This is a genomic window from Ectopseudomonas alcaliphila, assembly GCF_900101755.1.
Taxonomy (GTDB): Bacteria; Pseudomonadota; Gammaproteobacteria; order Pseudomonadales; family Pseudomonadaceae; genus Aquipseudomonas; species Aquipseudomonas alcaliphila.
In genome coordinates, this window is record NZ_FNAE01000007.1 from 29,220 (window position 1) to 42,656 (window position 13,437).

13 protein-coding genes and 1 pseudogene are annotated in these 13,437 nt (G+C 63.8%); 4 read left to right on the forward strand and 10 right to left on the reverse strand.

Translation table 11 applies throughout. The features are described 5' to 3' along the window. Positions 1 to 36: 36 nt before the first annotated feature. The 3 genes from BLR77_RS19210 to BLR77_RS19220 all read right to left on the reverse strand — a co-directional run bounded on the left by BLR77_RS19210 (position 37) and on the right by BLR77_RS19220 (position 2,843). Positions 37 to 1,011, reverse strand: coding sequence for a TRAP transporter substrate-binding protein (locus tag BLR77_RS19210; protein WP_074680814.1), 975 nt, complete (start codon positions 1,009 to 1,011; stop codon positions 37 to 39). Positions 1,012 to 1,087: 76 nt separating this feature from the next. Continuing rightward, entirely contained in the window at positions 1,088 to 1,963 is an 876-nt protein-coding gene (locus tag BLR77_RS19215) for an SMP-30/gluconolactonase/LRE family protein (RefSeq protein ID WP_074680816.1), read from the reverse strand. Positions 1,964 to 2,015: 52 nt separating this feature from the next. Further along, positions 2,016 to 2,843, reverse strand: coding sequence for an NAD-dependent epimerase/dehydratase family protein (locus BLR77_RS19220; protein WP_074680818.1), 828 nt, complete (start codon positions 2,841 to 2,843; stop codon positions 2,016 to 2,018). Between the two features lie 375 nt (positions 2,844 to 3,218). Here BLR77_RS19220 and BLR77_RS19225 point away from each other — a divergent pair. Next, positions 3,219 to 4,244 (forward strand): annotated as a pseudogene (locus BLR77_RS19225) (LacI family DNA-binding transcriptional regulator). Between the two features lie 20 nt (positions 4,245 to 4,264). Here the strand turns inward: BLR77_RS19225 and BLR77_RS19230 are convergent. Continuing rightward, positions 4,265 to 5,023, reverse strand: a complete 759-nt coding sequence (locus BLR77_RS19230) for an SDR family NAD(P)-dependent oxidoreductase (RefSeq protein WP_074680820.1) — start codon at positions 5,021 to 5,023, stop codon at positions 4,265 to 4,267. 94 nt (positions 5,024 to 5,117) lie between these two features. After that, complete coding sequence (locus BLR77_RS19235) at positions 5,118 to 5,897, reverse strand: SDR family NAD(P)-dependent oxidoreductase (RefSeq protein WP_074680822.1); 780 nt, start codon at positions 5,895 to 5,897, stop codon at positions 5,118 to 5,120. Between the two features lie 187 nt (positions 5,898 to 6,084). Between BLR77_RS19235 and BLR77_RS19240 the strand changes: the two genes are divergently transcribed. Continuing rightward, positions 6,085 to 6,990, forward strand: a complete 906-nt coding sequence (locus BLR77_RS19240) for a LysR family transcriptional regulator (protein WP_074680824.1) — start codon at positions 6,085 to 6,087, stop codon at positions 6,988 to 6,990. Positions 6,991 to 7,000: 10 nt separating this feature from the next. Here BLR77_RS19240 and BLR77_RS19245 read toward each other — a convergent pair whose 3' ends face one another. The 4 genes from BLR77_RS19245 to BLR77_RS24885 form a co-directional block, all read right to left on the reverse strand. Continuing rightward, positions 7,001 to 8,104: a DUF1513 domain-containing protein gene (locus tag BLR77_RS19245; RefSeq protein WP_074680826.1), complete on the reverse strand. Its 1,104-nt coding sequence runs from the start codon at positions 8,102 to 8,104 to the stop codon at positions 7,001 to 7,003. Between the two features lie 2 nt (positions 8,105 to 8,106). Beyond that, positions 8,107 to 9,168: an imelysin family protein gene (locus BLR77_RS19250; RefSeq protein WP_074680828.1), complete on the reverse strand. Its 1,062-nt coding sequence runs from the start codon at positions 9,166 to 9,168 to the stop codon at positions 8,107 to 8,109. A gap of 10 nt (positions 9,169 to 9,178) precedes the next feature. After that, positions 9,179 to 10,591: a di-heme oxidoreductase family protein gene (locus tag BLR77_RS19255; RefSeq protein WP_074680830.1), complete on the reverse strand. Its 1,413-nt coding sequence runs from the start codon at positions 10,589 to 10,591 to the stop codon at positions 9,179 to 9,181. Between the two features lie 154 nt (positions 10,592 to 10,745). After that, on the reverse strand, positions 10,746 to 11,525 hold the full coding sequence (locus BLR77_RS24885; RefSeq protein WP_083366093.1) for an SH3 domain-containing protein: 780 nt from the start codon (positions 11,523 to 11,525) through the stop codon (positions 10,746 to 10,748). A 146-nt stretch (positions 11,526 to 11,671) separates the two neighbouring features. Between BLR77_RS24885 and BLR77_RS19265 the strand changes: the two genes are divergently transcribed. After that, on the forward strand, positions 11,672 to 12,382 hold the full coding sequence (locus BLR77_RS19265; protein WP_074680832.1) for an AzlC family ABC transporter permease: 711 nt from the start codon (positions 11,672 to 11,674) through the stop codon (positions 12,380 to 12,382). After that, positions 12,382 to 12,711 carry an AzlD domain-containing protein gene (locus tag BLR77_RS19270; RefSeq protein WP_074680834.1) on the forward strand — a complete coding sequence of 110 codons (330 nt, stop codon included), beginning with the start codon at positions 12,382 to 12,384 and terminating at the stop codon, positions 12,709 to 12,711. The genes BLR77_RS19265 and BLR77_RS19270 overlap by 1 nt, the downstream gene beginning before the upstream one ends. A 49-nt stretch (positions 12,712 to 12,760) precedes the next feature. On the opposite strand, the gene BLR77_RS19275 is transcribed toward BLR77_RS19270, so the two are convergent. After that, the gene (locus BLR77_RS19275; protein WP_074680836.1) at positions 12,761 to 13,348 is read right to left on the reverse strand and encodes a putative glycolipid-binding domain-containing protein; all 588 of its coding nucleotides are present in this window, start codon (positions 13,346 to 13,348) and stop codon (positions 12,761 to 12,763) included. Positions 13,349 to 13,437: the final 89 nt, after the last annotated feature.

Genomic DNA, 13,437 nt, shown 5'->3' on the forward strand with positions numbered 1-13,437 from the left:
CAGGCGAGGTGCCGGCGCCGCGCGCTTGCGCGTGGATTACTGAACGGCTTCGATACGCTGAATTAGTTCAACGAACTGCGCGCCGTACTTCTCACGAACCGGGGCGGTGGCGTCGTAGAAGGGCTTGGTATCGACTTCGATGAATTCGACGCCTTCAGCCTTGAGTTTCTCTACGCTGCTGGCGCTTTTCTCGTCCCACAGTTGGCGCTCTTCCAGTTGCGCTTCCTTGGCCAGTTTCTTGACCAGTTCCTGCTGTTCTGGCGTCAGCTTGTTCCAGGTGGTCTTGGACATCAGCAACGGCTCGGGCAGGATCAGGTGGTGGGTCTGGGTGTAGTACTTGGCGGAGCGGAAATGGTTGTGCTCGAGCAGGGTGGGCGGATTGTTCTCGGCGCCGTCGATCACGCCGCTCTGCAGGGCGCTGAAGATTTCCCCGGTGTCCATGGCGATGCCGTTTGCACCCATGGCGTTGAGGGTGTCGATGAACAGCGGGTTGCCCATTACGCGGATCTTCATACCTTTTAGGTCTTCGATGCTGCGTATCGGCTTCTTGGTGTAGAGGCTGCGGCTGCCGCCGTCCATCCATGCCAGACCGACCATGTTGAAGTCGGAGTTGGTGATGGCGTCGAGGATTTCCTGGCCGATCTCACCGTCGATGATCTTGCGCATGTGGTCGACGTCGCGGAACACGAATGGCATGTTGAAGACGTTGGTGGCCGGAACCACCGAACCGACCGAACCGAGGCTGACGCGGGTCAGCTGCACGGCGCCGATCTGGGTCTGCTCGATGACTTCCTTCTCGGAACCGAGCACACCACCGGCGAACATGCGGGATTTGATCTCGCCGTTGGTGGCCGCTTCCAGCTTCTTGCCGAGGTTTTCCATGGCGACTACGGTCGGGTAGCCAGCGGGATGGATTTCGGCGATTTTCAGGGTCGTCTCGGCCTGTACGAAGGAGGACAGACCGAGCGCTAGCGGAAGTGTGGCGAGAAGCAACTTGCGTTTGAGGTTCATGCGGAAAACTCCGTCTTGTTGTTGTTGGTGAACAGCAGTGCAGTCCGGTACCGCGAGCGGCCCGGGGTGAGTCGGATCAGGGTTGGAACGCGGGCTCCTCGATCCCGCACACGCCGGCCTGCAGGGCGAACACGCCGCCGGCCAGTGGCTGCTCGGAGAGATCGCCGCCGGGGCGGATCGAGGTGACGAACAGGGTGTCCAGATTGGCCCCGCCGAAGGCGCACATGGCAGGCTTCTTGACCGGTACGGCGAGCGAGCGATCCAGGCGACCGTCGGGGGTGAAACGGTGGATCAGCCCTTCGTCGTTGCCGCAGATCCAGTAGCAGCCGTCGACGTCCATGGCCGCGCCGTCCGGGCGACCCGGGTGCTGCTTCATGTCGATGAACAGGCGACGATTGTGCGGCGTGCCGCTATCGATGTCGTAGTCGAAGGCCCAGACGCTTTGTACGCTCGGGTGCGAGTCGGAGAGGTACAGGGTGCGGCCATCGGGGCTGAAGGCCAGGCCGTTGGGCACGATGAAATCGTCGAGCACTTGCTGCAACTGGCCGTCGTAGCGATACAGCGCACCGACGCGAGCGCCTTGGGCCATGTCCAGCAGCATGGTGCCGGCCCAGAAGCGGCCCTGGCGGTCACAGCGACCATCGTTGAAACGCATTTGCGGGCGGGCATGTTCGACCGGCGCAAGGCGCTCGCTCTGTACGCTGCCATCGTCTTGCGGGCGCAAGTGGAAGATGCCGCTCTGCATGCCGGCGATCCAGCCGCCGGCGGGATGCATGGCGATGCAGGCGAGCATCTCGTCGGTCTGCCAGCTCTGCGTCTGGCCATCGGCCGCGGACCAGCGGTGCAGGCGGGCGGCAGGGATGTCGGCCCAGTAAAGAGCCTGTTCGGCAGCGTTCCACACCGGGCTTTCACCCGTGGCGTTGCGCGCATCGACAATCAGTTCGGCTGTCATGGCAGTGGCGCTCTACTTGTTGTTATGGCTTGGGGTGGTCGCGGTGCGGTATTCAGTCGTCGCCGAACGGGCCGGCGGCAACGAAGGCGCCGCCCTGGTAGATGCGTGCCGGGTCGTCGGCGGCCGGCATGGGCTGCGCTTCGATCTTGTCGCGGAAGACTTCCGAACTGTCCTTGGGCTTGAAGCCCAGGTGCGCGGCCTTGCTGTTGTCCCACCACACATCGCGGTTATCCGACATGCCGTAGACCACGGTGTGGCCGACGTTCGGGGTGTACAGGCAGCGTTCGAGCAGGTGGGTAAGGTCGTCGTAGCTCAGCCAGGTGCTCATCATGCGGCGGTTGGCCGGCTCGGGGAACGAAGAGCCGATGCGGATGCTGACGGTCTCGATGCCGTAGCGATCGAAGTAGAAGCTGGCCATGTCCTCACCGTAGGACTTGGACAGACCGTAGTAGCCATCCGGGCGACGCAGGCAGTTGGCGTCGAGGTGCTCGTCCTGCTTGTAGAAACCGATGACGTGGTTGGAGCTGGCGAACACCACGCGTTTCACGCCGTGGCGGCGGGCCGCTTCGTAGACATGGAACACACCACAGATGTTGGCGCCGAGGATTTCTTCGAACGGGCGCTCGACCGAGACACTACCGAAGTGCAGGATGGCATCGACGCCTTCGATCAGTTGATGCACGGCGGCCTTGTCTGCCAGATCGCAGCGCACCACTTCTTCGTGGGGGCCGGCAGCAGGGGCCATCTCGCCGATGTCGGACAGGCGCAGGATGTTGGCATAGGGGCGCAGGCGTTCGCGCAGTACCTTGCCCAGTCCGCCGGCAGCGCCGGTCAGCAGCAGGCGATTGAAGGGGCGCAGTTCGCTGGAGATCGTGGTCATGGCGGGGCCTGGACTCTTGTTGCTTGTTGTTATTGGTTTGTCATACGTTGTCGTATGACTTGCATCGATTATCAGCAGCAACCCAGGCAATGTCAACGTGACAGTGGTGGGAAATTGAGCCCTGTCCTGTGCATGCCACTGAGCTGGTGCAGCCTGTTAAGTGTCCACAGCTGGTCAGTGAAACTCCAGCTCGGTAGGCTCTACTCCGGTAATTTCTGGTGTTCGCACAGCGTATTCGGAAAATGCGCTGCTGGCTTCAGGCAGGTACTGCGCCGGCATTCTCGAGGCGTATGTGACTAAAGTTGTATGACAACGTATCTCGATCAAGGTGAAGTGCCTCCTTGTGCAAGGCACTCGAGTGACTGGAGGCGTGACATGGGCAGGAAACCTGCGGGAATCCGCAGCAGTGCGGCCCCGACCCTGATCGATGTCGCCAGGGTGGCGGGGGTGTCGCCGATCACCGTATCGCGGGCACTGGGTCGCCCCGAAGTGGTCACCGATGCCACACGCAAGCGCGTGCTGGAGGCGGTACGGGCGACCGGCTACGTGCCCAACCTCGCAGCGGGCTCTCTGGCGTCCAGTCGCAGTCGATTGGTGGCGATCTTCCTGCCGACCATTGCCAACTCGATTTTCGCCGACACCGTGCAGGCGCTGACCGACCGGCTGGCAGCTGCTGGCTACCAGACCCTGCTGGGTCTCACCGGTTACAGCCCCGAGTAGGAGGAAGCCTTGCTCGAGGCGGTGCTGGGCCGCCGGCCGGACGGCATCGTGCTGACCGGCACCGAGCACACTCGGGCTAGCCGTGAGCGCCTGGCGCGGGTCGGTATCCCGCTGGTCGAGGCCTGGGATCTGTGCGAGCACCCGGTGGACATGCTGGTCGGCTTTTCGCACGAGGCCGTGGGCCAGGCGGTGGCGCGCTATCTGATCGGCAAGGGCTATCGCCGGGTCTCGGCGGTGGGCATCGATGACCCGCGTGGTATGCGCCGTTATCGCAGTCTGGTCGGCGCGCTGCAGGGGCACGTGACGGCGCCGGTTGCAGCGCAGATTCTGCCTGCGCCGGCGACCTTGGCGGTCGGCCGCGAAGGCCTGGCGCGTCTGCTGCAGGAGGATGCGGCCGGCGAAGTGGTGGTCTGCAGCTCCGATACGGTGGCGCAGGGGGTGATAGCCGAGGCGCTCAGCCGTGGCCTGCGCATTCCTGAAGAGCTGGCGGTGATGGGCTTCGGCGACCTTTCCAGCGCGGCGCATACCCATCCGCCGCTTTCCACCGTACGGGTGGACGGAGCGCGTATCGGCTGCGCCATTGCCGAAGCGCTGCTGGCGCGTATTGCTGAACCAGCGGCTGCGCGTCAGCCGCTGCGAATGGACGTGGGCTTCGAGCTGATCGAGCGCAGTAGCGCCTGATTGTCGAGAGGTGCAGCACCTCAATTGCCCGCCGATACGCCGCGATCAATGGCCAGGTCTGCCCCGGTGATGGACCGCGCAGCGGGTTGGCAGAGGAAGTGCACCAGCTCGGCGACTTCGGCGGGCTGGATTAATGCTGCGCGCTCGCCTTGAGGGTACTTGGCGAGCAGGTCTCGGTAGTACGCCTCGGGATCACCGCCACCATAGTGCTCAGCCTGGAAGCGCAGCATGGGCGTATCGATGTCGCCGGGCGATACCGTGTTGCAGCGCACGCCGAAGGGCGCGAGATCCAGCGCCAGCGCCTTGCTCATCAGCGTGACGCCACCCTTGCTCGCGCAATAGGCCGCCGCGTTGCGGTTGCCCTGGCGGCCGGCATCGCTGGAGATGTTGACGATCGAGCCTTGTGCAGCCTTGAGAGGGGGAATGGCCGCCGCGCACATGAAGAAGCTGCCTTTGAGGTTGACGTCCAGCACGATGTCGAAATCTTCTTCGCTGAAGTCCTCGACCTGTCCCTCGCGCCAGACGCCAGCGGCATTGACCAGTGCGTCGATGCGGCCGAGCGTCTGCACGGCTTCAGCCACTATGCGCTGGCAATCGGCCGGTCGGCGTATGTCGCCGGGGCAATAGCCCGCCAAGTGTTCCGCGTCACCCAGAGCGCGCAGTGCCTCGCCGTCCAGATCGGTGGCGAATACGCGCCAGCCCGACGCTCTGAAACGCCGCACCAGAGCCTGACCCACTCCGCCGCACGCGCCGGTTATCAATACGACTGGTTCGATCATCGATGTTGTCCTTTATTGCAGGCCGGGCGTAGTCGGTCGCATCGCTGGTGTAGATGGATGAAGCCCCGTCGAGCGGCAGAGCGTTTGCTGCAGCTCAGGGTGTCTTGTTCTCCATGAGGCAATTACCGCCATCGACCACCAGCACTTCGCCGGTCACGTAGCTCGCTTCCGGCGAGGCCAGAAAGGCTACTGCGGCGGCGACTTCCGCCGGATGGCCCGAGCGGCCGATTGGTGTGTAGCCGCCAGCGATGCGCTCATCCTCGGTAGAGGACTCGGTGGCGATCCAGCCGGGGGCCACGCTGTTGACTGTGATGCCATCGCGCGCGACCTCGAGTGCCAGGCCCATGTTCAGCCCCACCATTGCGGCCTTGGCTGCACTGTAGGCGGCTTCACCGCGATTGCTGCCACGGGTGCCGGTCGTGGAGCTGATCTGTACCACCCGCCCATAGCCTCTGGCGCGCATGCCGGGCAGCACGGCGCGGGTCAGCAGGAAGGCCGTGGTCAGGTTGCGGTTCAGCGCCAGGTTCCATGTGGCCAGGTCGGTATCCACCACCTCGGAGAAGGGCTCCGGGCTGCCCTGCATGGACATGCCGGCGTTGTTGACCAGGATATCGATCCGCCCCCAGAGCGCTTCGGCCCATGCCACCAGGGTGTTTACCTGGCTTTCATCGGTGAGGTCGGCGATGCGCCCTTCGGCCTCGAATCCTTCGCCGCGCAGTTGCGCCACGCGGTCGAACAGGCGCGCGCTGCTGGCGCTGATGATGAGTTTCACCCCGTTCTGGCCGAGCCTGCGGGCGATGGCCATGCCGATGCCGTGTTCGCTGCCGGCACCACTGATCAATGCCACCTGGCCCTGCCACTGTGCATTCGTCATCACGATCTCCTTCGATCCATTGGATGCGAGCCAGATTAAGGCGCACCCAGATGATCGTAAAAGACAGCTATCGTCAGATTTTCTGATAACGTCCTTCGGCTCGTTTCGGTGATCAGCAGCTGGGCCGGGCGGATTTTCTGTCGCTCGCCTATGTTGGCGAAAAATCACATCAGGAATTCTGAAAGCCATGGCGTTTTCCAGCGATTCTCTCGCGATCTTCCTTGCCGTGCTGGATGGCGGTTCCTTTTCTGCCGCCGCGCGCAGGCTTGGCCGTGTGCCCTCCGCTGTCAGCATGGCGATCGCCCAGCTGGAGGCGGAGCTGGATCTGCTCCTGTTCGACCGCACCACGCGCAAGGCATTGCCTACCGCCGCCGCGCTGGCGCTCGAACCACAGGCTCGCCAGGTGATCTGCCAATTGAATCTGCTGGATGCTCAGGCGCTGCAATTGCACAAGGGGCTCGAGCAACGCTTGAGCATCGCGATTGCCCCGGAGTTGCTGACGGGGCGCTGGAGCTTGCCCTTGGCCACGCTAGCCGAGGAGTTTCCGGGGTTGGAGGTCGAAGTGCGTTCGGCTACCCAGACCGACGCAGTACGCATGCTCCACGAAGGTACTGTGCAGTTGGCGGTGATGTTCGAGCGGCCAGGCAACGATGAGCGTGAATCTTTTCTCGAGGCGGGCAGCCAACTGCTGTTGGCGGTTGTTTCACCACAGCATGCGCTGGCTCAGGAACGCAATCTGTCCGTGCGTGAAGAGCTGTTGGCGGAGCAGCGGCAGATCATGGTCGCCTCGGGCCGGCCTGACGGTGCGGACCCGCGCATGCTGCTGTCGCGACGGATCTGGCTGACCGACAGCTATCTGGCCACCCTGGACTTCGTCCAGGCCGGTCTGGGCTGGGCCTATCTGCCACAGCCCCTGGCGCAGCCGCTCATCGTTGCCGGTGCCATCACCGAAGTGCGCTTCAACAATATGACGAGCCGGCTGCGGCTGTGGGTGGACGTGATCTGGATGAAATCTCGACCGCTCGGCCTGGGAGCGCGGCGTTATCTCGAGCTGATGCGCCAGGTGTTCAGGGATGAGCCACCCAGAGCCTGATAATCCTGCCTCAGGCCAGGCGCAGATGGTTGTCCCACAGGCCGGCCGGTAGCTGCAGGGCGTGGGTGGTGATGCGCTCGCCGCGGCAATCGTACAGGCGGCAACGGCCCTGGCCGGAGGTGACGACGAAGCCGTCGGCCACCGCACCGACGCCTGCGCAGTCGGCCAGCGGCACGTCGAGGCGCACGTCGGCGCTGTCCAGATCCCAGATGAAGAAGCGGTTGCCGCGTGGTGCGGTCATCGCCAGCAGGCGCAGCTCGTCGTGGATCGCCACGCTGGCGGTGTACTGATTCATCGCCACGCGTTGCGTCTCGCCCAGGGCGAAAGGCTGGAACGGCTGGCCGGGGCGTTTGATCGCCAGTAGCGGAACCTGATCATGCATGTCGCCCATGTACTGCTGGCCGCTGACTACCGTGCCGTCACTGGCCACGGCCAGGTGGCGGATGCTGTTGCGCTGGTCGGCCAGATACTCCTGGCTGACCAGGCTGCCGTCGCGCTTCATCAGCACCAGGCTGGACTGCATGGCGTCGAGATTCATCTCCACGCGGCTTTCCGCTTCGGTACGGATGCCGCCATTGGCCACCACCAGGGTTTCGCCATCGGGCATCCACAGCAACTGGTGCGGGCCGACGCCGTGTGTGCTGTGTTCAGCGTCGCGTTGCAGCCGCTCACCGTCCAGGCGATAGACGCCAAGCACGCCGCGACCGGGTTCGGTGGTGTCGTTCTCGGTGGCGTACAGCCACTCGCCGCCCTTGTGGAACACCGCGTGGCCGTTGAAGTGGCGCCCGGCCGGCGAGCTGAGCGTTTGTAGCAGGCGGCCATCGCGGGTGTCTATCAGGTAGCTTTCGGTACTCGGCCGGCGACCGACGAACAGGGCCATCGGCAGGGCAGGATGCGGCACCACATCGTGGCAGCGCTCGTTCACCGCAGTGGCGAAGGCACGCTGGCCATCGAGGCGATAACCGACCGCGTAGTGTTTGCCATCGCCGTCGTCACGGGCCGACAAGAGCAACGGCTGGCCGGATGGGCCGAACAGCGTCCAGCCGCCGAAAGCGCCCGCCGCCGCCAGGCTGGCAGCGGCGGCGCTGAGGCCGAGGAAGGCTCTGCGTTGCATGCTCAGTCCCCGTCGTGGGCGTTGAAGCCGATCTGCACGCTGAGTGCTTTGGCCAGCTCGCTTTCCTGCAGGCGGTGCAGGCGATTGAGGCTGTCGTACAGCTCGTTCAGGGCGGTGCGACCGGCTTCATCTTCCAGCAACTCACCTAGCGGGCTGTCGAGTGCGGCCAGGCGTTGGCGGGTGTCCTGGTAAGCGGCGTCGATACGTTTTGCCAGGTCAGCCTGATCGTCGCCCAGCAGCGACTGAATACCGTCACGGTTGCTGCCGTGCCACAGCAGTTCGGCACTGGCCAGTGCGGCGCCCTGGTTGGCCAGGCTGCCCGCGCTGCGCCAGGCTTCGGCCTGGTACGGCTGCGGGATGCCCTTGCTCTGCCTGCCCATCGGTGCGCCGAGTTTCTTCTTCAGGCCATCCAGGGCGCTGACCTGCACACGCAGCAGTTCGGCGATGGCTTCGTTGGCGTCGGCGTAGCGCTCATTGGGGAAGGTCTTCAACTGCTCGGCCATGCCCGGTTTGGCTTGCCATTCGCCGACGATCTCCGCCGCCAGTGCCTGCTGGTGTTTGCCGATCGCTTGCAACAGCGGGCAATAGCGCGCTTTCTGTTCAGCCTGGGCGAGGTCCAGGTTGGCGTCGAAAAGAATGTATTCGTAGGCGGTCAGGCCCTGAACCACCACGCTGGCATTGGACAGGTCATCCACGCTCAGCTGTGGCTTGTTCTTCAGCAAGGCTTCGACCTGACGCTGCACCAGGTTCTTCTTGTCCGGCCAGAACTGGATCTGCCAGGCGCGATTGCCTTCGGCCAGCGGCCCTACCAGCAAGGGTTGCAGGCCGGCCCAGGCGCTCTGCGCGCCGACAAAGGCCTGACGAGCCGCGCTCAGATCGGCGCTGCCTGCGCAGAAGGCTTCGGCAGTTGCCGCCAGTTGACGATCAGCTTCCTGCCAACTGCTGTAAGCCGGCAACAGCACGCCATCGGTCAGCGCGGCGCTGACCTTGGCTTGCGGGTCCTGCTGGCCACAGCCGACCAGGGCCAGGCCGAGCAGGGAGGCAATCAGGGTTTTGTGCAACATTGCAGGCTCCTCAAAGAGAATTCAGGAATGCGAGCAGCGCTGCTCGCTCGTCGGCATCGAATTTCAGTACGTGCTGCTTGGCCGCCTCGGCCTCGCCGCCGTGCCAGAGAATGGCTTCCAGCAGGTTGCGCGCACGGCCGTCATGCAGGAACTGAGTGTGGCCGTTGACCGCTTGCGTCAGGCCAATACCCCACAACGGTGCCGTGCGCCATTCACGACCGCTGGCGAGAAATTCCTCGCGGCCATCGGCCAACCCATCGCCCATGTCGTGCAGCAGCATGTTCGTATAAGGACGGATCAACTGGTTGGCCAGTTCCGGCTCCGCCGCGTCGGCCGACGTGGTGAAGCTGGGGGTATGGCATTTCTGGCAGCCAGCCTGATGGAACAGGCTCTTGCCCTTGAGCACGTCGGGGGCGTCGACGTTACGCCGCGCCGGCACGCCCAGATTGCGACTGTAGAACAGGACGCTGGCCAGGATGTTGTCACTGACCTCCGGTTCGCCGCCATGGGGCGCGGCCAGGCAATCGGCTTGCAACGGGGTGCAGTTGTCGTGAGGGATCAGCGAGCTGGTCAGGCCCATGTCATTGGCGAAGGCATCGGCATTCTGCTGATTGAGATTGGGTTGGCCAGCCTTCCAGCCGAAACGGCCGAGCACACTGCGCTGCTGCTGGCGGTCCCAGACCCGATTGGGGCGACCGGAAATACCGTCGCCATCGGCGTCGTCCGGGTCGGCGCCTGCGAGGATGTCCTCTTCAGCGATGGCTTCGAGCAGGCCGAGGCCGATCATCGGCGGGGCGATACGAACCGAAAACAGGGTGTCAGGGTGCATGTCGCCATAACCGAGCTGGCTGATGTTCAACTGTGGTTTGCGCAACTCCACCAGCGTGCCATCGGCAAAACGCACCGGCACGCTGCTGTAAGTCACGCGTACCTTGCCTTCGGGAGCCACGCCGGGGTTGGCCATGTCCTGCAGTTGGGTGCCGTAGGTAGGCTCGGCGACCACGCCCTGGCGCACCAGCAACTCGGCATGCTCGGGGCCGGCTGGCAGTGACAGACGCACCAGCATCGAGGCGGCGCTGACGGCCTCCGGGCCGGGCGGATGACCACGGCCATCCTTGAGGTGGCAGTTCTGGCAGGCGTTGGTATTGAACAGCGGGCCCAGGCCATCACGTGCGGTGGTGGTGGCTGGCGCCGTGACCCAGGGATTGCGGAAGAAGCTGTTGCCCACTGCGAAATCCAGGCGACGGCTTGGCGCCAGGTTGGCCGAGGGCAGGGAGAAGGCGTTGTGGTCGAACTTGCGTACCGTGGCTGCTCCGGCTGAAAGAGCTTCGCCGGGTTCTGCTGCGGTGAAGTGCGGTTGCTGCTCGCAAGCGATCAGAGTCAGGGCCATGAAGGGCAGCAGGCAGCGCTGGAGCGGTGACATCGAGGAACAATCCGAACGGGCAAGAAAGCGGGGCGCCAAGATTAGCAGGCTAACGGAATTTAAATAAGATGGATTAGCGTTAACTGTGCGCGACCAGCGGTCGCGGCTGCATCATCCTCATCGAGATGACACAGACGCATGTTGGCACGGGACGCTACGCGCCGGGCCTGTTCACTTCGATGTACCACTTCGGCTGCATGGCGCCGAAGTCGGTGCGGATGTTCGAGGGCAGGTAGCTGGCTGAATCCAATACGTGCATCTGACCTGCCGAGCGTTCGAAGACCACCCAGTGCCAGAAGTCGCGGCCGTTTTCCTGGTGGTGCTTGATGGCCAGCAGCGCCAGATCCGGCAGGCTCTCCCAGGACGTGAAGGGCGCCTCGCCTGTTGCGGCTGCCGCGCCGCCCGTGGCCAACAGACGCCTGACGTATCGGGTGTCGGACCACAATGATTCGTCCTCGGCGTGAATGCCCATGGCGTTGGCGATCGCCTTCATCTCGGCGTAGGTCTTGCCGAGAATGTTGGCGGATGCGGCAATACCGCAGCCGCTGACTTCTTCCTGCACGACACAGTGGGGCGCGTGTTCGACGAGATTGGCCTGTGGCACCCAGCCTGATTCCCTGCCGTCCTCGCGTGTACACCAATGCCAGCCATTGAGGCTGCGCGACGCGATCAGTCGCTCGCCGACCTGTACATCGAGCTCGCGGGCGGTATAGGCCTCGCGTGCGCGGGCGCGCAGATCATCGAGCCGTTCGATGACCTGGCCTGGGACCCAGCCGGCCTCCTGACCAGGTGTGCTGCAGAAGAACCAGTTATCCCAGCCTTCGTCGCCCTGATACTGCTCGCCAACCGTGAGCGGTGCGCCCTCGATGAAGGTGATCGGGTTGGGAAATTCGCTGATGTGGGCGGTGGTGACGATGAAGATTCGCGGGGTCATATGCATCCTGCTTGAAGTGATCCTGGTGGGGGACGTCACACCATAGGAGAGATGCACTCGCTGGCCCAGTCTCTTTTCATTCAGAGCAAGAACGTTCAAGACCTGCCTGGGCAGTCTGGTTAAGCTCGGCTGCTCAAGGAGGTTCCATGTCTCGTCATCAAGAATTCACTCAGGGCGCCCGCGATATGCTGCCGATGCTGCTCGGCGCCATTCCTTTCGGCATCATCTTCGGCAGCCTGGCAGGCTCCGCCGGGCTCGATCCCTGGCAGACACAGGGTATGTCCTTGCTGGTATTCGCCGGCTCGGCGCAGTTCATCGCCATCAGTCTGCTGACTGGCGGCGCGGGTATTGCCGTGGTGCTGCTGACCACCTTCGTGGTCAACCTGCGCCATGCACTGTATAGCGCCAGCATGCAGCCTCATGTACGTCACCTGCCCAAGCGCTGGCGCGTACCGCTGGCCTTCGGTTTGACCGATGAGGCTTACGCGGTGGTGGTGCAGCGCTATGCACGTGGCGACAAGGGTACTTATCGCCATTGGTATTTCCTCGGTGCGGCATTGGCCATGTACTGCAACTGGCAGCTGTGCACGCTGGTTGGCGTGCTGTTCGGCCAGGCGGTGCCGAACATCGGCGAATGGGGGCTGGATTTCGCCATGTTGGCGACCTTCATCGGCATCGTCGTGCCCATGCTGCGCAGCCAGCCGCAGGTGGCCGCAGCCCTGGTCGCGGGGGCTGTGGCGCTGGCTTGTCATGAATTGCCGTACAAACTCGGCCTGATGGCTGCCGCAGCCAGTGGCATAGTCGTCGGCGTATTGCTCGAGCGGCGTCAGCCGGTGCTGCAGGAGGAGTCGATCTGATGGATATCTGGTTGCTGATCCTGGGCATGCTGGCGATCACCTTCGTCACCCGCTACAGCCTGTTCGCTTTCCCTGACCTGCGTTTTCCGCCGTTGATCAGGCAGGGGCTGCATTACGTGCCGACGGCGGTGCTTACGGCCATCGTGGTGCCTGGCATGCTCATACCGGATGGGCAGAGCTGGGCGCTGAGCTGGAACAATGCCTATCTGCTGGCGGGCCTGGCTGCCATTGCCATCGCCGCTTGCACGCGGCACCTGCTGGCGACCATCGGCGGTGGTTTATTGGTGTTCTTCCTGCTGCGCTGGGCGTTCGGGCAATTGCCCATCTGAGTGGCGTGGGCCTGCTGCGCACCCTACCAGGGCGGGCAGGTGGAAACCTCTACACCAGCGCGCTGACCTTCAGGTCGCGCTGGCTCAGGCGCAGGTAATGGTCGTCGGCCTTGAGCAGCAGCGCCTGGTCGTCGACGCTCAGTTCCTCATCAGCCCGCCCTTCGGCCTGGCTGCGGTAGAGGCTTTCACCGGGACGACGGTGCAGGCATTGGTAGCGCTGCTGGCGTGATTCCACCTTGAGGCTGAGGATGTCGATATAGGCGACCTGCATCTCGTCACTCTGCCCGGTTTCCAGCGCGCTGCGCTGCAGGGCAGGCGTGTGGGTGAAGGGCGAAGCCGAGAGCATGACATGTTGGCATTGCAGCAGATCAGGGCGCGGTTCGCCATTGAGCAGCCAGTTGCCGCGCAGATCGCGCTGTAGACAGATGTTGCGCTGGCCCTGGTTGTCGACCTTGAGCCAGAGGCGGCGGAAGCGCCAGCTTGGATCGCAATCGATCATGTAGTTGGCAACGATACTGTCGCCCTTGATGACCAGCATGAGATGGCTGTTGGCTTGAATGCCATTGGCATCCTGGCTCAGGCGCAGGGTTTCCACGCCAGGGGTGTACCAGGGTTTCCATACCAGGGTTTGCTGCATCGGGCGACTCCATGCCGAGCGCGAAACAGGAGGGAAGGGCGCTGGTGCGCAGAACACGTTCCCTCGTGTTCCATGTTGTTATGGCGCGC